Here is a 20,333-nt window from a genome sequence, read left to right as displayed (position 1 = left end):
GGTTCTCTCGGCGGACACCGCCGTCCCCCGGGGCTGTACCAGAACCACGACAGTACGACGGGAGAGCGGCCGGAGCGACCGGCGTCGCTACCAGCGATAGTTGCCGATATCTCTGACACCCGGGCGGGGCGGGCGTAGTCACGACTGCTAAGGGCCGTGACCGATTAGCCCCACGCATGACAGACATCGTGGTCTCCACCGAGTGGTTGGCCGACCATCTGGACGAGGTGCGGGTCGTCGACGTCCGCGACACCTGGGAGTTCGACGGCATCGGCCACGTCCCCGGGGCGGTGAACGTCCCCTTCGACACCTTTCGGGCCGAAGAACACGCCGTCGAACGCGGTGGCGACCCCACGGAAGGGATGCTCCCCGGAGTCGACGCGTGGGAACAGGTGCTGAGCGAGGCGGGCGTCGCGTCCGACGACATCCTCGTCGTCTACGACGACACCCACGGCGTCTTCGCGGCACGTTTTCTCGTCACCGCGCTCGCCTACGGCCACGAGGACGTCCACCTCCTCGACGGGGACTTCAGTGCCTGGAGCCGGGACCACGAGGTCGAACGCGGAGAGCGCGAGAGGGAGGCCACCGAGTACGTCGCGAGGGGAGCCGACGACTCGCCGTTCGTCGACTTCGAGACCGTTCAGGCCGCGCTCAAGGACGACGACGTCGCGGTGCTCGACACGCGCGAACCGCACGAGTGGGAGGCGGGCCACCTCCCCGGCGCGGTCCAACTCGACTGGCGCGAACTCGTCGACGACGACTCGCGAGGGCTGAAGCCCGACGCGGAACTGGAAGCCATCCTCGCCGACCACGGCGTCACCCCCGAACGCCGAGTCCTCCTGTACTGCAACACCGCTCGACGCATCAGCCACACGTACGTCGTGCTCCGACACCTCGGCTACGAGGACGTCATGTTCTACGAGGGGTCGCTGACGGAGTGGGAGGCGCGGGGCGCGCCGCTGGAGTCGGCCTGAGTCGTCCGGAGCGTCGCTCCCGCGCGTCCCCGACCGGTCGCGCTCGCGCTCGTCGACCGGTCACTCCTGCGCGTCCTCGACCGGCACATCGTTGAGTTCGGCCGAGAGGATGCTCGCCGCCTCGACGACGAGTGCGACGACGAGCGGCCCGGCGATGATACCAATCGCACCCATCGAGAGGAGGCCGCCGACGAAGCCGATGAAGTAGACGCCGCCCGAGAGGTCCGCCGCGCGCTTCGAGAGGCGCGGGCGGATGAGGATGTCGGGGAGCCAGGCGATGAAGAACCCGCCGACAGCGAGGAGCAAGAGCGCCTGGGGGAGCTGTCCGGCCGCGACGTGGATGACCGCGACGACCAGGAGGAGGACGCTCGGCCCGACGATGGGGATGAACTGGAGGACAGCCGCGACGGTCGACAGCGCGACGACCGAGTCGTACCCGAGGAAGAAGAACACTGGCAGGGCGATGAAGAACGTCCCGAGAGCCGTCGCGGCCTGGAGGATATAGATGCCGAACAGGGTGTTCCGCGCACGACGGTTGAGCGCCTTCGCCACCCGGCGGTATGTCGGCGGGACGACGGCGAGCAGCGACTGGGCGACTGCCTCGCTCCGCTGGAGGAGCGAGTAGACGAGGAAGACGAACAGCGTAAACTTCACCAGGAGGACGGGTAGTGAGACGAGGAGTTGCCGACCGACGTCGCGGACGATACCGACCATCGACGCGCGGAGGTCGGCGACCTGAACGGTGAACGCACGACCGAGAAACGCGACTTCGTACGTCGCGGGGAGCGTCGACAGCAGCGCGAGCGTCTCGGTGAGTCGGCTCGCAGTGAGGAGAACGAGCGGCGCGACGACGGCGAGGACGCCGACGAGCGCGGCGAACGTGACCACGACGGTAGCCAGGCGGTCGTCGATGCCGTGACCGACCAGTTCCTCGCGCACCGGGACCAGCAGGTAGGCGACGGTGACAGCGAAGAACACCGTCCCGATGACGTCGGAGAGCAGCGCGGCGGCGACGACACCCAGGACGACCAGGAGACCGCCGAGCACGTACCGTCGTGGAAGCGCCACGTGCGTCCTCCACGCGTGACGGAGTTAAATCCGTCTCACCCGGCTCTCGGAGTAGCCGTACCCGTGATGACCGTGTCGCGGAGGTTAAGACTACTCGGTGTGATTACTCAGTTATGAGACGACGAACGTTCCTGCGAACCGCAGGCGCGAGCGGGACGGCGGCACTCGTCGCGGGCTGTCTCGGTGGCGGGACCGACCAGAGCGGCGGGTCGACAGACGCCTCGACCGACACGCCGACGGCGGCGAACGGGACGACGGTCGGTTCGTCGGCGCCCGCGGAACTGGTGGTCGCGACGTACAGTTCGTTCGTCGACGCGCCGAGTTCCTCGCCGGGGCCGTGGCTGAAAGAGCAGTACGAGTCGGAGTTCGACGCCACACTCACCTGGGAGACGCCCGAGAACGGGCTGAACTACTTCATCGAGCGGCAACTGGGCGGGGCGGTGATCGACGCCGACGCCTACGTCGGCCTCGACACGAACATGCTCATCCGCATCGACGAGAAGCTCTCCGAGCCGCTCTTCGCCCCCGTCGAGGAGGGGGCGCTCTCGCGACGGGAGGAGGTGAAGTCGTCGCTGGAGTTCGACCCGAAGGGGCGGGCCGTGCCGTACGACACCGGCTACATCTGTCTCGTCTGGAACGAGGAAGAGACCACCGCACCGGAGACGTTCGACGGGCTCTTAGAGTCGGAGCACGCGGGCGAACTCATCGTCCAGAACCCCACATCGAGCGCGACGGGGCAGGCGTTCCTCCTCCACACCGTCGCGGCGAAGGGCGAAGAGGGCTACCTCGACTACTGGGAGGGTCTGAAGGAGAACGACGTCCGGGTCCTCGGCAACTGGGAGGACGCGTACAACGCCTACTCGAACGGGGAGGCACCGATGGTGGTGTCGTACTCGACGGACCAGGTGTACGCCAACCGGTACGACGAACCGATGGCCGAACACCAGATCAGGTTCCTGAACGACCAGGGCTACGCGAACCCCGAGGGGATGGCGCGGTTCGCCGGAAGCGACCGGACGGAGCGGGTGAACGAGTTCATGGACTTCGTGCTCACGCCGGAGGTTCAGGCGGAAATCGCAGTGCGGAATGTCCAGTTCCCGGCAACTACTACCGCGGAACTCCCCGCGGAATTCGCGGAGTACGCCCACGAGCCACCGGAGGCCGTCACCTTCACGTACGACGAACTGAAGGGTTCGCTCGGTGAGTGGACCGACGCGTGGGCCAGAGCGTTCGCCAGCAAGTGACGGTGACGGCGACGACGACGGCCGGGCAGTGAACACGCCACGTCGGGCCCTCGGACGGGTCGCTCGTCGAGTCGGGCGACTCGCTCGACGCCTCGGGTGGGACCGGGTCGTCCTCCCGGCAGCCGCGGCGGTGACGGGCACTGTCCTCCTCGTGGTCTTCTACTACCCGGTGGCGACGGTGTTCGTCGAGAGCGTCGTCGTCGGTGGGGCGGTGACGTTCGACCCGCTCCGCGAGGTTCTGACCTCCGACTTCTACCTGGTGGACATCATCGGCTTCACCGCCTACCAGGCGTTCCTCTCGACGCTCGCCAGCGTCGCCCTCGGCCTCCCCGGCGCGTGGGTGCTCGCACAGTTCGAGTTCCCCGGCCGACGGACGCTCCGCTCGGTAACCATCCTCCCGTTCGTCCTCCCCTCCATCATGGTCGCCATCGGGTTCGTCGCGATGTTCGGACGGCAGGGGACGCTCAACGCCGTCCTCGGGGCGGTGGGTCTCGGCCCCGTCGAACTGCTCTTCACCCTCGAAGCCGTCGTCGTCGCCCACGCGTTCTACAACGCACCGCTCGTGACGCGAGTGGTCACCGCCGCGTGGGAGGGCGTCGACGCCCGGACCGTCGAGACGGCGCGAAGCCTCGGTGCCTCCCCCACGCGTGCGTTCCGCGACGTCGTCCTCCCGCAACTCCTCCCGGCGGTGGCCGTTGGCGCGACGCTGACGTTCGTCTTCACCTTCGCCTCCTTCCCCATCGTCCTCGCGCTCGGAGGGTTCCAACTGGCGACGGTCGAGGTGTGGATATTCAAACTCGTCTCCGATCTCGAGTACGCCGAGGCGGCCGCGCTGGCGACTGTCGAGACTGCCATCTCGCTCGGCCTCACCTACGCGTACCTCCGGTACGAGGGGGGAATCTCGGGACAGGGCGAGGGCGCGAACCCCCTCCCCCGGCAGTCGCTGGTCCCCGATTCGACGGACGTGCGGACGCTCGGGAACAGGCTGGCACTTCTCGCGTACGGCCTCGTTGTCGTCGTGGTGTTCGTCGGTCCCATCGCGAGCATGCTCCTCGCGAGCGTCTCCACCTCGGAGGGGTTCACGCTCGCCCACTACCAGTTCCTCGCCGAACGGCAGGCGACGGGCGCGTCGTTCCAGGTGAAACCGCTCCCCGCCATCCGCAACTCCCTCCTGTTCGGGGTCGTCACCGTCCTCGTCGCGCTCCCGATGGGTATCGTCGTGAGTCTGCTCTCGGCCCGGTCGGGGTGGAAGGGACGCGTCGTCGACACGCTGGCGATGGGTCCGCTGGCGGTGTCCGGCATCGTGGTCGGCCTGGGCCTCCTCCGGGGACTGGTGTTCGGCGTGGACGTCCTCGGGCGGGAACTCGTCGTCACCGGAACCGTCGCCATCGTCGCGGCCCACGCTGTCGCCGCCTACCCGTTCGTCACCCGGAACGTCTCGCCGCTCCTGGCCCGGTTGAACCCCCGACTCGTCGAGTCCGCGCGGAGCCTCGGAGCCTCCCGGGCGCGGGCGCTGTGGGACGTCGAACTCCCGCTGGTCGCGACGGGTGTCGTCGCCGGCGCGGCGTTCGCATTCGCCATCAGCGTCGGCGAGTTCGACTCGACGGTCATCCTCGCCTCGGGGTCGGGAAGCTACACGATGCCCGTCGCCGTCGAGCGCTACCTCGGCCGGCGACTGGGGCCGGCGACGGCGATGGGGTCGGTCCTCCTCCTCGTCACCGCGGCGAGTTTCGTGGTCATCGACCGGTTTGGGGGGAGATGGGAGTCGTGACGCGAGCGCGTTCTATCGCGCGAGAGCGAACGAGTCTCGTCTCCGAGGTGGGAATCGTGACGACGACGCCGTTCTGTCGGCGGCGGACGAGTCTCGTCTCCGAGGTGGGAATCGTGACGAAGCCGCCGTTTTATTCCCGGCGGACGAACGAGTCCCACCGGACCGAGATGGGAACCGTGACGCGAGCACGCGAGAGTGCAGGGTTCGTGTGGGGGAGGACAGGTTCGTGACCGACGGGTTCCACCTGAAACGAAGGGGTTTCGCGGAGGAGCGGGGAGAGGGCACACGCCCCACGGACGAGCGGGGAGGGGCCCGTTCGGTATCGCCGGGAGCGACGCTTCGGGTGCCGCGAACCCGTCGGAACCGACACGTGAGGCCGCCGATATGACCGAACTCGACCTCTCGGGCGTCACGAAGCGGTACGGCGAGGCGACGGCGCTCGACGACGTCTCACTCGCCATCGCCGACGGGGAGTTCTTCACGCTCGTGGGCCCTTCCGGCTGTGGGAAGACCACGACCCTCCGCCTCGTCGCGGGGTTCGAGTCGCCAACCGAGGGGGAGATACGGTTCGACGGCCGCGACGTGAGCGGGGTCCCACCCGAGGAGCGGGGGATTGGCGTCGTCTTCCAGAGCTACGCGCTCTTCCCGCACATGAGCGTCGCCGAGAACGTCGCGTACGGCCTCCGCTTTTCCGACCCACCGGGAGGCGTCTCGAGACGCGAACGAGTGCAGGAGTTGCTCTCGCTCGTCGACCTCGCCGGCTTCGAGGAGCGCGACCCGGCGGCGCTGTCCGGCGGACAACAGCAACGGGTCGCACTCGCTCGGGCACTCGCTCCGGGGCCGCGAGTCCTCCTGCTCGACGAACCGATGAGCGCGCTCGACGCGGGGTTGCGCGAGCGACTCCGCGGACAGGTGAAGGACATCCAGCGCGAACTCGGGGTGACGACGCTGTACGTCACCCACGACCAGGAGGAGGCGCTCGCCGTCTCCGACCGGGTGGCCGTGATGAACGGCGGGCGAGTCGAACAGGTCGGGACGCCACGGGAGGTCTACGACCGTCCGCAGAGCGCGTTCGTCGCGTCGTTCGTCGGCGACAACAACCTCTTCGAGGGCCGAGTCGTCGGCCGCGATGGGGACCGACTCGCCGTCGACGTGGGCGGGACGGTACTCGACGTCGCCGTCGACGGCGCCCACGCCGACCGGCCGACGGCCGGAGTGGGAGTCACGTTCGCCGTCCGTCCGGAGCGGTTACGCACCCTCACCGACGGAGCCGCCGAGGGAGCCGACGAACCGAACCGCCTCCGCACGGAGGTAGTCCGGTCGGAGTTCCTCGGCGAGACGACGCGAGTGTGGCTCGACTGGGAGGGGACGGAACTGACCGCGCGGACGGACGAGGCCCTCGACGGGCGCGTCACGCTGGCGTTCGCGGCCGCGGACGCACACCTGGTGAGCGTCGACGGGGAACGCAGCGAGCGAAGCGAACGGTGAGGAGTGCCCAGGGGGGATGCCCCTCGAGAAGAGACCGTCAGGGGACGACGCCTACCGAAAAGAAGCCGTCAGGGGACGACGCCTACGGTGAGGAGCGTCCCGAGTTCGCGGTAGCGTTCGACCATCGCCTCGCGCGTCTCGAACCCCTCGGTGGGGAACTCGTCGGCGGCCGGGATCTCCGTCTCCCGGTCAGGGACGTTGTCCTGTTCGGCGACGTACAGACCGGCCTCGCGGAACGCCAGCCTGTACTCGGGGGCGGACCAGCGCGTCATGGGAACCGAGATGCGCTCCTGCCACTCGTGGGAGTGAACGTTCTCCTCGTAGTAGTTGACCGCACAGTAGAACGTCCCGCCCGGGCGGAGCACCCGGCGCAGTTCCTCGAGGGTGTGCTGCGGGTCCGGCGCGTAGTAGAACGCCTCCATCGAGAAGCAGTGGTCGAAGCTGTCGTCGGCGAAGGGGAGGGCGTCGAAGTCGCCGACGACGAACTCGACCATCGGGTCGTCGGTGTACGACCGGGCGTTCTCGACCATCGCGGGCGCCCCGTCGAGTCCGACCGCCCGGCCCGCGCCGCCGGCCTCGCGGAGCGCGCGGGCGGCGTACCCGCTGCCGGAGCCGAGGTCGAGGACGGCGTCGCCCGATTCGACCGGCATCCGCGAGAGGACGTGCTTCGCGGTGTGCCAGTGGCGCTGTTCCATCCCGCGGTCCCGGCCGTCCGTGGCCCAGGCGTCGAACTCGTCGCGAACGCTCATGTCGGGTGCAGACGCCGGGGAGGCAAAACCGGTTCGGAGTCGGTGGCGTTCGACGTGCTCGCCGGGCGTCCACGACGACGTTCCCGGTGGCGTCACGACGCTCTCCCCGGTCTCCGACGACGAGCACACACGCCGTCCCCGCCGGAGTCGGTCACGTCACCGACGAGCACGACTCGTGGGGCAGGTCCCCCTTCCGTGTCGGCTTTACCCGCTGACGCTCATGGAGTCGTATGGTCGGGAAGAACCGGCGCTTCGCGCTCGCGGACACGGCCCAGCAGGTCGTCGGCGGGTTCCTCCTCGCGGGGCCGTTCGTCGTCACCGAGGAGGTGTGGGTACTCGCGCGGAGCATGTCCACGGTGCAGGGGCTGTTGACGTTCGTCATCGTCCTCGCCATCGGGTACGGGACGCTGTACAAGGCCGACAACCGCGACCCCGACCGGGAGGTGGACATCGCCGGGGTTCCCGCACGGTTCGTCTCGCTCATCCTCGTGTCGTACTTCTCTGTGTTCATCCTCGCGCTCGCGTTCGACGCCCCGGGGACGTTCCTCGCCGACATCGCACAGGGCGACCCGGGCGCAGTCGACGTCCTGGGGATGACGCTGAGCACGGCCGTCCTCGGTGTCACGCTGAAGGCGACGAGCGTCGGCGCCGTCTTCAGCGTCATCGGAGCGGCGACGGCCGACACGCTGTTCTGACGTCCCTCCGAGATATCGTAGCCGTCCGACATCCCCTCGCCATCCCGCAGTCTTAAGTCGGTTCAGTCGGTCAATCGCGTATGGATTACACCCTCGCCATCGAGAACACGCCCGACAGTATCCCGGGCGGGACGGGACTGCTCCTCCTCCATCCGAGCATCGGCGAGACCGACCGCATCGACACCGACTTCCTCAAGACCGACACCGACCACTTCCTCGTCGTCTCGACGCGGACGACGGCCAGAGAGGTCGAGCAGAAACTGGAGTACTACGACGTCGACGAGTCGCGGGCGGTCATCCTCGACTCCATCTCGGTCGAGCGCGGCTACTCGCGGCGCCGGACCGAGAACATCCACTACGTCCGCTCGCCGGACGACCTCGCGGGCATCGTCGAACAGGTCCGCAACTTCCTGGAGACCCACGACGGGAAACTCCGCGTGAGCGTCGACTCCGTCACGGAGATGGCGTACTACGCCGACGTCGACGAGGCGTACGCGGCGACGGAGGAGTTGCTCGACCTGCTGAAAGAACACGACGCGGTCGGCCTCTTCCACCTCTCGAAAGAGGTCCACGACGATGAGACGCTGGACCGGTTCCGCGAGCTGTTCTACGGCGTCATCGACCTCAACGTCGACGGAGACGTTAGCTACGAGTAGCAGACGGGACTCAGGCGTCGTCGCGCAACTGCGCGAACGTCTTCTCGGCCCACCGAACCGCGTACTCCGCCTCGTGGTCGCGATACGCCTGCGTGTCGAGCGCGGCGAACGGGGCCGGGGGGTCCAGGTCGTGTTTCACCGCCGAACAGGCGTACTCCGTCGCGGCCGCGAAGGATGTCTTCCCACGCGCGACTTCGGCCGGGAGGTCGTCGAGTCTGCCGGCCAGTCGGTCGCCGGCGTCACGCCACGAGTCGTACAGGTCGGGGTAGTCGTCGCCCCACCCGGCGAAGACCTCGCGGGTCTGCAGGCCGACCCACGCGTCGTACAGCGCCGCAGCGACCTGGAAGACGTCCGCCGGCCCCGACCCGACGGCCGCGTCCAGCGCGACGTACCGCTCGCCGAAGAAGGGGAGGAAGCTCTCCGGGACGTCGAGGGAGAGTTCGACGAACGCCTCCGCGAGGAGGAACTGGAGGAACTCGTCGGGCGTCCCCCGGGCGCGGAACTTCACGAGGACCGTCGGCGGGACAGTCTGTCGCGTCCACACGACCGTCCCGTCGCTGGGTAGCCCGATAGTGAAGTCCGAACTGGCGTAGTGCGCGAGCGTCTCGGGCACGTCGTCGGGGAGCCACTCGGACGGATAGCTCGCCGGGGCGAGCGAGTCGGCGAGCAGTCCCAGGTCTTCGGCGACAGCGGGCGGGAGCGTCTCGAAGTCACGGCCGACGTCGAGGACGAGCGAGTCGGGCGCGTACGCCTCGCGGACGGCCGCGACCTCTCCTGTGAGCGACCGGCGCTCGAACGTAGCCATCGGCTTATCCGAAGGCGGCGACGCCGATGAGAAGCAGCACCAACACGACCGCGAGGCCGACTGTCCCGAGTACGATCTTCGTCGCTTGGCTCATGGTCTCACGGTCTGGGCCCGTTCGCTTAAAGGCTTCAATTCCGGCCGCGACTGCGTGGGCGTGTCGGCCTCTCTGCGGCGCTGCACTCGTGCCGACTGCCCGCACACGGGCGAGACGGAAACCGACCCTGGAGACCCCTTCGTTTCCAGTGGAACGTGAACGTCTATCACCCCCACGCGACAGCTGAACCGACGCGAACGACGGAGTACCGTGTGGCGGTCGTGGGCGGTCGCTGCGAGCGTGCGTCGAAGGGGTTCCAGTCGAAGCGAAGGGGTTCGGCGGTTCCACCGGAAGGGGTGCGAGCGGCCCACCGGAAGGGGTGCGGTCGGTCCGCCGAGAGGGGTGCGAGCGGCCCACCGGAAGGGGTGCGGTCGGTCCGCCGAGAGGGGTGCGAGCGGTCACGGCACCACGGGACGAACGGGACACGGCGACTACCGACAGACGGACGGAGAGAAGTGGGTCGGACGTTCAGTCGCCGTCGCGGTCGCCCCACGACCCGGGGACCTCGATGACGTACCGGCCGTCCTCTTGCAGGGAGATGATGTACTCCTGGCGGTCGTACAGTTCCATCAGATTGAGTTCGTACTGGCCCGGGCTGACGATTTTGATACTCTCGAACTGGCTGTTGAGTTCCTCGCGGAGTTCTTCGAGTCCGGGACGTTCCTGGCTCTGCGGTTCGATGACGCGGCCCTCCGCCGTCTCGGGCGCCGGGCGGGAGTCGGAGGCGGCGTCGGCGAGTTCGTCGGGGGTGACCATGTCCGTCCGGGCGCTCGCCTGCGCGTGGTCTTCGGCCCCGGGCCGGGAATCGTCCGTCCGACGTTCGACCTCCGCGTCGTCCTCGTCGTCGGTTTCGGCCGCGGGAGACGCAGTCGGGGTGGCCGACTCCGGAGACGTGTCGGCCGTCGACGAAGACGGGTCCGGGGAGGACGCCTCGGTTCCGGGCGTCGACGTCGAACGGGGCGGGTCCGTCGCCGTCGGCGACGGAGAGGTATGGTCCGAGCTGTCACCAGCGTCGGTCGAGGGCACGTCCGTCGCAGTCGGCTGTCCGGCGTCGGCTGGCGACTCGGAGTCGGGGACGCCGTCAGCGTTCGGCGTCGACTCGGTCGACTCGGTCGACTCGGCCGACCCGGCGTCGCGGGCGCGGGGCGAGGCGGGTTTGAACTGGAACTTGTTGCCGCCGCAGTCGGGACAGCCCGAGAGCATCTCCTTCGAGCCGTCGGCGAACGTCCGCCCGCAGGTGGTACACTGGTGGGGCATCGAGAGTTACTTCCGCGAGACGAGCGCGCTGATGAAGTCCTCGTCCTTGTGGAGCGTCTTGATCTGGTTGGCCGGTCCGATGACGGTGAGTTTCTTCGGCGAGTCGCGACCGATGAGCTTCCCGAAGAGGCCACCACTGCTTCCGCCCGTGGTGGGGTAGGTCTCGATTTCGATGCCGTTGAACTCGTCGGGGCTGATCTCCGTCATCGTCACCTCGATGAGCTTCGACTCCTCGTCGGGCGAGAGTCCCTCTTCGAGGATGACGATGTTTCCCTCGCGGACGCCGTCGAGGATGAGCCGGATCTTCTCCATCGACCGGAGCTTCTCCATCCGGGCGCCGCTGATGAGGTCGATCTGGACACCATCGGGCGATTCCGGTTCGGGGGTTGCTTCAACCATGGTGGCTCACCCGAAGTACTCCGCAATCTTCTCGTACACTTCGTCCATGTTGTCTCCTTCGAGTGCCGACAGGGGCACCGTCTCGTGCTGTGGGTAGGCGTTCGCGATGCGCTGGACGTTCGACTCCTCGAGGTCGATCTTGTTCGCGAAGATGAGGACCGGGAGGTTCTGGCTCTCGATGATGCCGATGAGCATCGTGTTCACCTGCGTGAACGGGTCCTGCGTCGAGTCGAGCACGTAGATGACGCCGTCGACGTCCTCCCGGAGCCAGTGCATGGCCTCGGCGACGCCCTCGGTCGCCTCTCGGGAGCGACGGACGGCGTCTTCCTTCTCCATGTCGTGTTCGATGAACTCCTTGTAGTCGACTTTGGTCGTCACCCCCGGCGTGTCGACGATGTCGATGGTGACCGTCTTCCCGTTCCGCTCGATTTCGACGTTCTCCTTCCGTCTGGCACGTCGCGTCTCGTGGGGGATGTGGCTCTCGGGGCCGACGGCGTCACCGGTCCAGTCGCGGGCGATTCGATTCGCGAGAGTCGTCTTCCCGGCGTTCGGCGGGCCGTAGATACCGATTCGCTTGGGTTCGGCGTCGACGAACAGTCGGTCGACGACTCGCGATATGCTGTCTCTGAGGTCTGTGAACAGTCCCATCCTGGCCTCCAGCACCCTCTCCGTTCCCGCAGAGGGGCGTATGCGGTTACAACACATTCGACTCCACTTAAGTCTGCGTCAGACGCACGTCATCGATTCCCACGATTCGAGGGGCGTCAGCGCCCGACAGACGGTCGTCGGGGTCAGCCGAGGGAGCGAACGCCGACCGACCGATGGGAGGAGCGTCGCCGACCAGTGAGAGAAACGCCGACCGGTCGTCGGCGGAGCATCGACCGGTCGGCGGGGGAACGTCGACTGGACGTCGGGGGAACGCCAATCGGTCGTCGACGGGGTACAGAGCTCTCCCCGGGGCATCCAGCGGCCGCCGTTCCGGGAAACTGTGCTCCGGCCGCCGTCGTACTCGACCCCTTCACTTCCGGTGGAACCGACCGTCGGCGCTCTCTGAGCGGACGACGGGAGAGCGTCGACAGCGGAGGCGACGGAAGAGCCCAGGTGGACCGGACGATGCTCTCGGCGGACGACGGCTGAGGGGAGGGGGGAGTTACCGGGCGTCGCGACGGGCGAATACGCCCCCCACCCCTTCGTTTCGACTGGAACTGTCCCCGACGGTGGGAGGTGAGGGTGCCAGTCGTCGTCGTTCCTTACTAGATACCTAGACGAACGGTATGAAAATATGCGATTATGCTGCAGTGCGGACATAGTTTAAGCGTCTAGGACTTAGTTCTTTCTGACTAGAGAGACCCCCTCCCCCCACCCCCTCCGCTGTACCGTTCCACCCGAAACGAAGGGGTGGGGGGGTTCGTGGTAGTTTCTAGACACGACGAGGACGGAACCGGACCGGCGTCGTTCGGGGCTCTCCCAGCTGTCACGCTCGCGTCGACGAGTCACTGCCCACCGAACCTCCCCTTCGCTTCACCCCCGCACCCCGCTCCGACTCGTATCGTTCCACGGCACCCACCGTTTCGGGTCCAGATGAGTGACGGTAGTCTCGTCGCGACAGGGAACACTCGCTCTCGAGTTCGACGGGAGGGGGTTCCCGCCCTGTCGCCACCCTCGAGACCACGTACTCCAGGCGCGGCGTCCCCGTCCGTCGCCGACTCTACTCCCACCTCGACCCCTCGTTTCAGGTCGACAGCGAGACAGCCGGAGCGACGCGAAATTCGGCGTTTCACGCCGCAACCGGTGTCGATTCGAGGTGAAACGTGGCTGGCGAGAGACAATCTTTTTATACCTCCTCTTCATCTGTTTCGTCTGCATCATCTGGACGCCTCTCACAGCCGGTACGACGGGACACGCCCGTACGCGCCGTGTATCACGCGATACGCTGGCGTGAGGCCGGTTCTCCAGTTGAAATGGTGGGGTTCGAAATGGGTGACAACGAGGATGACACACACGGGAGGAACGATCAGGCTCGACCTGCGGGAACAGACACCGACGGGAACGTCGGCGAGACGAACGAGACCATTCCGGACTCCGTCGACGACCTGACAGAGACGTCCGAAGCCGCGTCCCGGTCGACGGCGGGCCTCGACTTCGACGAGGTGGTCCTCGAGGAGTCGACCGAGAGTACGGGCCTGTTCGACGACCTGCTCTCCGGCGAGCCGATATTCGAGAACAAGGAGGTCCTCCGACCGTCGTACACTCCGCACGAACTCCCCCACCGGACCGAACAGATCAACCAGATGGCGACCATCCTCGTCTCCGCGCTCCGCGGGGAGACGCCGTCGAACATCCTCATCTACGGGAAGACCGGGACGGGGAAGACTGCCAGTGCGAAGTACGTCTCGCAGGAACTCGAGTCCACGTCACAGAAGTACGACGTCCCCTGCGAGGTCGAGTACATCAACTGCGAGGTGACCGACACCCAGTACCGCGTGCTCGCCCAGCTCGCGAACAAGTTCATCGAGAAGAACGAGGCCGTCATCGAGAGCCGACTCGAACACCTACGTGACCTCGAGACGCGCGCGGCCGACAGCGTCGACGCGCTCGCGGGGACGGAGTTCGACTCGCTCGACGCGGTCGAAGCGCGCATCGAGAGCCTCGAAGCCGACCGCGAGGAGATGGAGACGGTCCCCATGACCGGGTGGCCGACCGACCGCGTCTACTCGACGTTCTTCGACGCCGTCGACTACCACGAACGGGTCGTCGTCATCATGCTCGACGAAATCGACAAACTCGTCGAGAAGTCGGGTGACGACACCCTCTACAACCTCTCGCGGATGAACTCCGAACTCACCAACTCCCGTATCTCCATCATGGGCATCTCGAACGACCTGAAGTTCACCGACTTCCTCGACCCGCGCGTGAAGTCGTCGCTCGGGGAGGAAGAGATCGTCTTCCCGCCGTACGACGCCACCCAGTTACGGGACATCCTCCAGCATCGCGCCGACGTCGCGTTCAAGTCCGGTGCGCTGACCGACGACGTCATCCCGCTCTGTGCCGCGTTCGCGGCCCAGGAACACGGCGATGCCCGACGCGCGCTCGACCTCCTCCGGACGGCCGGCGAACTCGCCGAGCGCGGCCAGGCGGACACGGTCGAGGAGCGCCACGTCCGCCAGGCGCAGGACAAGATCGAACTCGACCGCGTCGTCGAAGTCGTCCGGACCCTCCCGACGCAGTCGAAAATCGTCCTCTTCGCCACCATTCTCCTGGAGAAGAACGGCGTCCGCAACATCAACACCGGCGAGGTGTTCAACATCTACAAACGCCTCTGCGAGGAGATCGACGCCGACGTCCTCACTCAGCGACGCGTCACCGACCTCATCTCCGAACTCGACATGCTCGGCATCGCGAACGCCGTCGTCGTCTCGAAGGGACGGTACGGCCGCACGAAGGAAATCTCCATCTCCGTCCCCATCGAGGAGACCGAGGCCGTCCTGCTCTCGGACTCCCGCCTCAGCGACATCGAGAACGCTCAGCCGTTCGTCCAGGCCCGGTTCGACAACTGACCGCAGGGCGCTCTCGTCTCTCCTCGTCCCTACCCGCCCCGGGCCACCGACCGGCTCCAGGTGAAACGGTGGTGTGCCCGACGGAGTCGCTCCACACGAAACACCGCCTTCACTGGATACAGTAGATACACCCGACGCAGGAGATACACCCGACGCAGTCGTTCCACTCGAACCGACGGGCGTCCTCGGACGAGAGCCGGAACGACCACCCGTCCAGTCTGCTGGCCCTCGTTGGAACCGGACCGCGTGGCTCCGCAGACGACTCGTCTCAGGTCGCAACCGGCGTCGGGAGGTGGACGCCAGTCAGGCCCGCCCGAACCGTCACCGTGTCCGCTTCGGGATAGGGACGAACGGCATCGGTCGTGGCTCGCGTCCCGCTCTCGTCCGTCCATCCTCTCGTTGGTCGCTGTGTCTCGTCGACGAGACGGACCTCCGACAGCGTCCCGTACGGTCCCGTCTGGACGACGTCCGAGAGGCCCAGTCGGACCCAGCCGAGATACGGGATGCGGACCCGCGCGATACCGGTGATCCACGACGGTTTCACCGGTTCAGCGATGCCCGACACCTGGTCGTACCGGCCGTTCGCGTCGCCTTTCGTGATGAATCCGGCGTGCGGCGCGGGGCAGTTGCGGAGTTCGGAACAGCTGTCGGCGGAGACGTACTCGGGGTCTGCGCGGTCGTACCAGTTCTCGCCCTCTTCGACGTAGAACTCCGCGCGATGGATGATGGGGGGACCGCCCCGCCCTGGGTCGTCGTAGACGACGACCGACCCCGGCCCGCCGAACGTCCGGTAGCCGACGTCGGTCCCCGTCTCCGCCGTCACGACGCCCGTCCGTTCGTACGCCGCGTCGGGCGTGAAGCGCCCCGGTTCGGTGATGAACACGAGGTCACCCTTGTGCATGTGTGGCTCCATGCTCCCCGACTCGACGGCGACCATCGGCGGCCATACCCCGCTGACACCGAACAGAATCAGGCCGACGAGGACCACGGCGCCGACGCTGGTTCCCACCTCGCGGAGGAAGAACAGCGGCCCGGACTGTGCCGACCACAACCGACGGGCGAACGACTCGTCGCTTCCAGAGTCGGGGACCGGGTCCGGGGGGCGACTGTCGCGTGTGTCGGTCGCGCCGTCCGGACCGTTCCCGTCGCCGACGCCGTCCTGACTGTCCCGACTCCCGGACCGTGTCGTGGACTCGTCGGAGGCGTCGGGAGACGGGGTGGAGGGGCTGGTGGCGACCGCGTCGTCCACCGGAGGTTCGTCGTCTCGCGAGGACCGGCGGCCCTCATCGGCGGTCATCACCTCCCCTACCTCCGCCCCGGATTTCAACCTTCTGGGTCGACAGTGTGTCCCGTCTTCGCCCCGGGAGGTGGCTCCGACGTGGGGCCGTCGAGCGCCGTCGCCGTCACTCCGACGCCGCCCCGGGGACTCACGTGGTCCGGCACCCTTTTCTCGCGGCCTCACTACCTGCAGGTGTGCCGCTGGAGACGACGACACGCATCGTCCGCGAACTCGCCCGACACGGCTACAACGCCGAACGGGAAGCGGTCACGCTCATCGCGAGCGCGGACGACCCTGTGCGGGCACTCGAACGGGCCGTCGAGGGGGCGCCCGACGGCGCACTCCGGATCACGACCGACCACGTCCGTGCTACCCTCGACGCCGAGACGACGCCCGCACCCGACCCCCCGGGTGTCGACGACGTCCGTGCCACCGAAGCGGTCGCCGCAGACCCCTCTGTTTCGGGTGGAGAACCCGATGCCGTCATCCAGTCTACGAGCGAGACTCCAGTCGAAACAGAGGGGTCGACTGGACGGGGGTCGAGAGACACCACGCGGCAGTCCGTCACCGTCGACGGCGACATCACGGGCCGGTCGACCGGAACCGGCGAGTACGACGACTTCGTCGCCGTCTTCAGAGACCGGTACGAGAAACTCTCGAAACAGCTCCGCGGGCGGGTCAACCACCGCCCGGCGACGGCGATTCAGGACATGCCGGGGCGGAGCGACGCGGAGATGATCGGACTCGTCAACGACATCCGGTCGACGGCGTCGGGCCACTGGCTCGTCGAACTCGAGGACACGACCGGGGTGTTCCCGTGCCTCGTGATGAAGGACAAGGACATCGCCTCCTCGGTGGAGGAACTCCTCAAAGACGAGTGTATCGCGGTGTCGGGGACGCTCGCCGACGACGCCGGCATCCTGTTCGTCGACGAACTCTACTTCCCCGACGTGCCGCGCACCTACCGCCCGTCGACGGCCGACCGGCACGTCCAGGCAGCGCTCATCTCCGACGTCCACGTCGGGAGCCAGGAGTTCGTCGCCGACGCGTGGTCCGCGTTCGCCGACTGGCTCCACACCGAGGAGGCCGACCACGTCGAGTACCTCCTCATCGCCGGCGACATGGTCGAGGGGGTCGGCGTCTACCCGAACCAGGACGAGGAACTGAGCATCGTCGACATCTACGAACAGTACGAACAGTTCGCGGAGCACCTCAAGGAGGTGCCCGGCGACGTGGAGATTGTGATGATTCCGGGCAACCACGACGCCGTCCGCCTCGCCGAACCGCAGCCGGCGTTCGACGAGAACCTCCGGGATATCATGTCCGCTCACGACGCTCACATCACGGGCAACCCCTCCACCGTCACCATCGAGGGCGTCTCCGTCCTGATGTACCACGGCGTCTCGCTCGACGAGGTCATCGCCGAACTCCCCGAGGAGAAGGCGAGCTACGACGAGCCTCACCTGGCGATGTACCAGCTGTTGAAGAAGCGCCACGTCGCCCCACAGTTCGGTGGCCGGATGCGCCTCGCGCCCGAGAAGAGCGACTACCTCACCATCGACTCCGTCCCCGACATCTTCCACACGGGCCACGTCCACAAACTCGGGTACGGGAAGTACCACAACGTCCTCGCCGTCAACTCGGGCTGCTGGCAGGCACAGACCGCGTTCCAGAAGTCGGTCAACATCGACCCGGACGTCGGTTTTGCCCCCATCGTCGACCTCGACACGCTGAACCTGACGCTCAGGAAGTTCACGTGAGGCGGGCGAACGACGGCGTCACCCGGACCGTTTCGAGTCGAGCCGGTACTTTATCGTCCGCTGTCCGCCGAAACTCGGACCGCGTCCCTCCGCGTCGAATCCGGCGCTCTCGGCGACGGCCGTGAGCTCCTCGTCGGTTGCCTCGACGAGGAGTTCGACGCTCATCCGTTCGTTCGTGGCGAAGCGAATCGGCTCGCCGATGAGTCGCTCGCAGGCCTCGGAGGTCCCCCCGAACTGTGTCACGTAGACGGTGTCCTCGCGCGCGTCGAAACTGACGAACCCGAGGACGTTCTCCGCCGTCGCGTCTCCTGTGTCGTCTCCCGGTTCGCCTCCCTCGGCGGCGACGTCCACGGCACCGCCGACGTCGACGTCGGCGTTCGGTCCGGGGTCGCTCTGTCGGACCGCGACGCGGACCGTCCGGTCGTGGACAACGTTGCGCATCACGTCGGCCGGCGCGTCGACGATTGCCGCCAGGGCCTCGGCGTCCGCTTCGACGGCGTCACGCACCTCCATGTGCACCACTAGTCGGCGAGTCAATATAAACTTCAGTCAGCCGGTGACTCGCCGCGAGGGCCGCGACGGCTGCCCCGGTCAGTCCGCCGCGAGCGCGACCAGTTCGTTCAGCCGGTCGAGACTGTACGTGAGGACGTAGTGGGTCCCGTCGACGACCGCCGGCGTCTGTGGGTTCTCCGCGAGGTCGACCTGCCACCGTTCGCTCCCGTCGGCTGCGTCGAACGCCGTGACCGTACCCCGGTGCCCGAGCGCGACGGCGACGACCGGTGACGCGGCCCCGGCGGGTGCCCGGCCCACCCACTGGACACGGGGCCGGACAGTCGGGCCGACCGTCTCCGGCGACTGGGCGGTGTTTTCGGCGTCGAACGCGTGCGACGGCCAGTCGGCGTCGACGGTCGACGGCCGGGGGGCGGTGAGAGTCGGCTCGTCAGGCGTCCGTGCACCGGTCGTCGAATGCGTCGACCGCCTTGACGTCCGGCGCTCGGTCTCTGTGGCTGGTCCGGACGGGTCGCGACCCGCACAGCCTGCACCGCTGACGACCCCCGCGAGGAGACCGAGGACCGCGCGTCGGGGGGTGGAGGGCATGGCTACTGGTCCGTGCTATCGTGTCCGGAATATGCCTTGTGCCCGGCCGTCCTCCGCTCCTCCTGTCGGCTGTGTATCTGCGAAGCGTGTCGACACCCGAGGATGCCGAATATCGCTGGACGGTCACAGCCGACAGTGTCAGTCGTTCGCCGCGTCGTACTCGAACTCCATCTCCGCCTCGTCACCCTCGCCGGTGTCGTACTCGAACTCGACCTCGGCGTCGGCCGGTTCCCCGTTGGTCACGTCCGACGCCATCTCGACGAGTTCGTCGACGCTGTCGAGGTCCAGCAGTTCGCGCGTCTCGGCGTCGAACTCCAGACTGTCGAGCCCCGCCGACGCTTGGACGTCGCTGCCGGTCAACTGCCGCCCGTACCGGCCTAGGAGCGAGGTGAGTTCCTGCGGGAGGACGTACGTCGTCGACGGCGACTGGCCGATTCGCGCCAGCGTCTCCATCCCCTTGTCGACGATGGCGCGCTCGCCCATCGACTCGGCCGCCCGCGCCCGGAGAACGGTGGCGATGGCGTCGCCCTGCGCTTCGAGGACGGCCGCCTGCTTCTCACCCTGCGCTTCGACGATGGCCGCCTGCTTCTCACCCTGCGCGCGTTCGATGGCGCTCCGGCGTTCGCCCTGCGCCTCCAGGATCATGGCGCGGCGGTGCCGCTCGGCGGAGGTCTGTTCCTCCATCGCGTTGACGACGTCGGCGCTCGGCGTCACCTCGCGCACCTCCACCGACTCGACGCGGATACCCCACCGGTCGGTCGGTTCGTCCAGCTCCCGCCGGATGCGGTCGTTGATCTGGTCGCGCCGCGACAGCGTCTGGTCGAGTTCCATGTCGCCGAGCGCCGCGCGGAGCGTCGTCTGTGCGAGCAGCGAGACGGCCCGCCGGTAGTCGTCGACTTCGAGGAAGGCGCGCTCGGCGTCCATCACCCTGATGTAGACGACGGCGTCGGCCGTGACGGGCGAGTTGTCCTCCGTGATGGCCTCCTGGGAGGGCACGTCGAACGTCTGGGTCCGCATGTCGAACGCGTACGTCCGCGAGACGAACGGCGGGACGAAGTTCAGACCGGGGCCGAGGAGGCCGCGGTACTCGCCGAAGACGGTGAGCGCACGCGTCTCGTACGCCTCGACGATTTCGACGGCGCTGTACACCGCCGAGATGGCGAGCGCCAGCACCGCGAGACCGACGACTGTCACGGGCGTGATGGGGACCACGAGGAGGGCGAGTCCGACGAGGACGGCGGCGACGACGCCGGTCTTGAGCGCGCTGGAGAGGCCGCCGCGTTCGGCCACGCCGTCGGACGACCCGCCGGTGGTGAGTCGGCCGACCGTCCGGCCGAGCCAGCGGAAGAAGCTCATACCTCAACTAGGGGCCTGGTCGTGATAAGGGTTGACGTGACCGGAGGCGACGGATACGGCGAGAGGGGAGCTGGACGCGCGAC

Annotated in this window: 18 protein-coding genes; 8 read left to right on the top strand and 10 right to left on the bottom strand. The window is 67.6% G+C overall.

Annotation, left to right across the window (positions count from 1 at the left end; genetic code table 11):
* Positions 1 to 176 precede the first annotated feature (176 nt).
* Positions 177 to 974, top strand: coding sequence for a sulfurtransferase (locus tag ACESK5_RS04990; protein WP_372910448.1), 798 nt, complete (start codon positions 177 to 179; stop codon positions 972 to 974).
* A 60-nt stretch (positions 975 to 1,034) separates the two neighbouring features.
* Here the strand turns inward: ACESK5_RS04990 and ACESK5_RS04985 are convergent, their stop codons facing one another.
* Complete coding sequence (locus tag ACESK5_RS04985; RefSeq protein ID WP_372910447.1) at positions 1,035 to 2,042, bottom strand: AI-2E family transporter; 1,008 nt, start codon at positions 2,040 to 2,042, stop codon at positions 1,035 to 1,037.
* A gap of 113 nt (positions 2,043 to 2,155) precedes the next feature.
* Between ACESK5_RS04985 and ACESK5_RS04980 the strand changes: the two genes are divergently transcribed.
* The 3 genes from ACESK5_RS04980 (at position 2,156) to ACESK5_RS04970 (ending at position 6,545) form a co-directional block, all read left to right on the top strand.
* Entirely contained in the window at positions 2,156 to 3,286 is a 1,131-nt protein-coding gene (locus tag ACESK5_RS04980; protein WP_372910446.1) for a thiamine ABC transporter substrate binding subunit, read from the top strand.
* Positions 3,287 to 3,314: 28 nt separating this feature from the next.
* Positions 3,315 to 5,057: an ABC transporter permease gene (locus ACESK5_RS04975; protein WP_372910445.1), complete on the top strand. Its 1,743-nt coding sequence runs from the start codon at positions 3,315 to 3,317 to the stop codon at positions 5,055 to 5,057.
* Positions 5,058 to 5,441: 384 nt separating this feature from the next.
* Positions 5,442 to 6,545 (top strand): ABC transporter ATP-binding protein, encoded by a 1,104-nt coding sequence (locus ACESK5_RS04970; protein ID WP_372910444.1) that lies wholly within the window; start codon positions 5,442 to 5,444, stop codon positions 6,543 to 6,545.
* A 68-nt stretch (positions 6,546 to 6,613) separates the two neighbouring features.
* On the opposite strand, the gene ACESK5_RS04965 is transcribed toward ACESK5_RS04970, so the two are convergent.
* Complete coding sequence (locus ACESK5_RS04965) at positions 6,614 to 7,294, bottom strand: class I SAM-dependent methyltransferase (RefSeq protein ID WP_372910443.1); 681 nt, start codon at positions 7,292 to 7,294, stop codon at positions 6,614 to 6,616.
* Between the two features lie 230 nt (positions 7,295 to 7,524).
* On the opposite strand from ACESK5_RS04965, the gene ACESK5_RS04960 reads away from it, so the two are divergent.
* Both ACESK5_RS04960 and ACESK5_RS04955 read left to right on the top strand, forming a co-directional pair.
* Positions 7,525 to 7,989: a DUF2391 family protein gene (locus ACESK5_RS04960; protein WP_372910442.1), complete on the top strand. Its 465-nt coding sequence runs from the start codon at positions 7,525 to 7,527 to the stop codon at positions 7,987 to 7,989.
* A gap of 80 nt (positions 7,990 to 8,069) precedes the next feature.
* Complete coding sequence (locus tag ACESK5_RS04955; RefSeq protein ID WP_372910441.1) at positions 8,070 to 8,645, top strand: hypothetical protein; 576 nt, start codon at positions 8,070 to 8,072, stop codon at positions 8,643 to 8,645.
* Between the two features lie 10 nt (positions 8,646 to 8,655).
* Here ACESK5_RS04955 and ACESK5_RS04950 read toward each other — a convergent pair whose 3' ends face one another.
* The 4 genes from ACESK5_RS04950 to ACESK5_RS04935 all read right to left on the bottom strand — a co-directional run bounded on the left by ACESK5_RS04950 (position 8,656) and on the right by ACESK5_RS04935 (position 11,848).
* A complete protein-coding gene (locus tag ACESK5_RS04950; protein WP_372910440.1) occupies positions 8,656 to 9,450 on the bottom strand; it encodes a hypothetical protein in 795 nt (264 codons plus the stop codon).
* Positions 9,451 to 10,012: 562 nt separating this feature from the next.
* On the bottom strand, positions 10,013 to 10,801 hold the full coding sequence (locus ACESK5_RS04945) for a Zn-ribbon containing protein (RefSeq protein WP_372910439.1): 789 nt from the start codon (positions 10,799 to 10,801) through the stop codon (positions 10,013 to 10,015).
* A 6-nt stretch (positions 10,802 to 10,807) separates the two neighbouring features.
* The gene (locus tag ACESK5_RS04940; protein WP_372910438.1) at positions 10,808 to 11,200 is read right to left on the bottom strand and encodes a DUF2073 domain-containing protein; all 393 of its coding nucleotides are present in this window, start codon (positions 11,198 to 11,200) and stop codon (positions 10,808 to 10,810) included.
* 6 nt (positions 11,201 to 11,206) lie between these two features.
* The gene (locus ACESK5_RS04935; RefSeq protein WP_372910437.1) at positions 11,207 to 11,848 is read right to left on the bottom strand and encodes an Era-like GTP-binding protein; all 642 of its coding nucleotides are present in this window, start codon (positions 11,846 to 11,848) and stop codon (positions 11,207 to 11,209) included.
* Between the two features lie 1,313 nt (positions 11,849 to 13,161).
* Here ACESK5_RS04935 and ACESK5_RS04930 point away from each other — a divergent pair.
* Positions 13,162 to 14,757, top strand: a complete 1,596-nt coding sequence (locus tag ACESK5_RS04930; RefSeq protein WP_372910436.1) for a Cdc6/Cdc18 family protein — start codon at positions 13,162 to 13,164, stop codon at positions 14,755 to 14,757.
* A 268-nt stretch (positions 14,758 to 15,025) separates the two neighbouring features.
* Here ACESK5_RS04930 and ACESK5_RS04925 read toward each other — a convergent pair whose 3' ends face one another.
* Positions 15,026 to 16,054, bottom strand: coding sequence for a S26 family signal peptidase (locus ACESK5_RS04925; RefSeq protein ID WP_372910435.1), 1,029 nt, complete (start codon positions 16,052 to 16,054; stop codon positions 15,026 to 15,028).
* Between the two features lie 176 nt (positions 16,055 to 16,230).
* Between ACESK5_RS04925 and ACESK5_RS04920 the strand changes: the two genes are divergently transcribed.
* Entirely contained in the window at positions 16,231 to 17,796 is a 1,566-nt protein-coding gene (locus tag ACESK5_RS04920; RefSeq protein ID WP_372910434.1) for a DNA-directed DNA polymerase II small subunit, read from the top strand.
* Between the two features lie 18 nt (positions 17,797 to 17,814).
* Here ACESK5_RS04920 and ACESK5_RS04915 read toward each other — a convergent pair whose 3' ends face one another.
* The 3 genes from ACESK5_RS04915 to ACESK5_RS04905 all read right to left on the bottom strand — a co-directional run bounded on the left by ACESK5_RS04915 (position 17,815) and on the right by ACESK5_RS04905 (position 20,250).
* Complete coding sequence (locus ACESK5_RS04915; RefSeq protein WP_372910433.1) at positions 17,815 to 18,309, bottom strand: hypothetical protein; 495 nt, start codon at positions 18,307 to 18,309, stop codon at positions 17,815 to 17,817.
* A 78-nt stretch (positions 18,310 to 18,387) separates the two neighbouring features.
* Entirely contained in the window at positions 18,388 to 18,894 is a 507-nt protein-coding gene (locus ACESK5_RS04910) for a hypothetical protein (protein ID WP_372910432.1), read from the bottom strand.
* Positions 18,895 to 19,032: 138 nt separating this feature from the next.
* Positions 19,033 to 20,250: an SPFH domain-containing protein gene (locus ACESK5_RS04905; protein WP_372910431.1), complete on the bottom strand. Its 1,218-nt coding sequence runs from the start codon at positions 20,248 to 20,250 to the stop codon at positions 19,033 to 19,035.
* Positions 20,251 to 20,333: the final 83 nt, after the last annotated feature.

It is taken from the genome of Salinigranum sp., assembly GCF_041641895.1.
Taxonomy (GTDB): Archaea; Halobacteriota; Halobacteria; order Halobacteriales; family Haloferacaceae; genus Salinigranum.
The sequence above is the reverse complement of the archived record's forward strand: the minus strand, read 5'-3'. Positions and strand labels throughout refer to the sequence as shown.

Bases quoted from the DNA above. Each gene is read 5' to 3' on its own strand.
- ACESK5_RS04925 (WP_372910435.1), bottom strand. From the start codon at position 16,054: ATGACCGCCGATGAGGGCCGCCGGTCCTCGCGAGACGACGAACCTCCG.
- ACESK5_RS04990 (WP_372910448.1), top strand. From the start codon at position 177: ATGACAGACATCGTGGTCTCCACCGAGTGGTTGGCCGACCATCTGGAC.
- ACESK5_RS04980 (WP_372910446.1), top strand. From the start codon at position 2,156: ATGAGACGACGAACGTTCCTGCGAACCGCAGGCGCGAGCGGGACGGCG.
- ACESK5_RS04960 (WP_372910442.1), top strand. From the start codon at position 7,525: ATGGTCGGGAAGAACCGGCGCTTCGCGCTCGCGGACACGGCCCAGCAG.
- ACESK5_RS04915 (WP_372910433.1), bottom strand. From the start codon at position 18,309: ATGGAGGTGCGTGACGCCGTCGAAGCGGACGCCGAGGCCCTGGCGGCA.
- ACESK5_RS04950 (WP_372910440.1), bottom strand. From the start codon at position 9,450: ATGGCTACGTTCGAGCGCCGGTCGCTCACAGGAGAGGTCGCGGCCGTC.
- ACESK5_RS04940 (WP_372910438.1), bottom strand. From the start codon at position 11,200: ATGGTTGAAGCAACCCCCGAACCGGAATCGCCCGATGGTGTCCAGATC.
- ACESK5_RS04935 (WP_372910437.1), bottom strand. From the start codon at position 11,848: ATGGGACTGTTCACAGACCTCAGAGACAGCATATCGCGAGTCGTCGAC.
- ACESK5_RS04965 (WP_372910443.1), bottom strand. From the start codon at position 7,294: ATGAGCGTTCGCGACGAGTTCGACGCCTGGGCCACGGACGGCCGGGAC.
- ACESK5_RS04905 (WP_372910431.1), bottom strand. From the start codon at position 20,250: ATGAGCTTCTTCCGCTGGCTCGGCCGGACGGTCGGCCGACTCACCACC.
- ACESK5_RS04955 (WP_372910441.1), top strand. From the start codon at position 8,070: ATGGATTACACCCTCGCCATCGAGAACACGCCCGACAGTATCCCGGGC.
- ACESK5_RS04945 (WP_372910439.1), bottom strand. From the start codon at position 10,801: ATGCCCCACCAGTGTACCACCTGCGGGCGGACGTTCGCCGACGGCTCG.
- ACESK5_RS04910 (WP_372910432.1), bottom strand. From the start codon at position 18,894: ATGCCCTCCACCCCCCGACGCGCGGTCCTCGGTCTCCTCGCGGGGGTC.
- ACESK5_RS04970 (WP_372910444.1), top strand. From the start codon at position 5,442: ATGACCGAACTCGACCTCTCGGGCGTCACGAAGCGGTACGGCGAGGCG.
- ACESK5_RS04930 (WP_372910436.1), top strand. From the start codon at position 13,162: ATGGTGGGGTTCGAAATGGGTGACAACGAGGATGACACACACGGGAGG.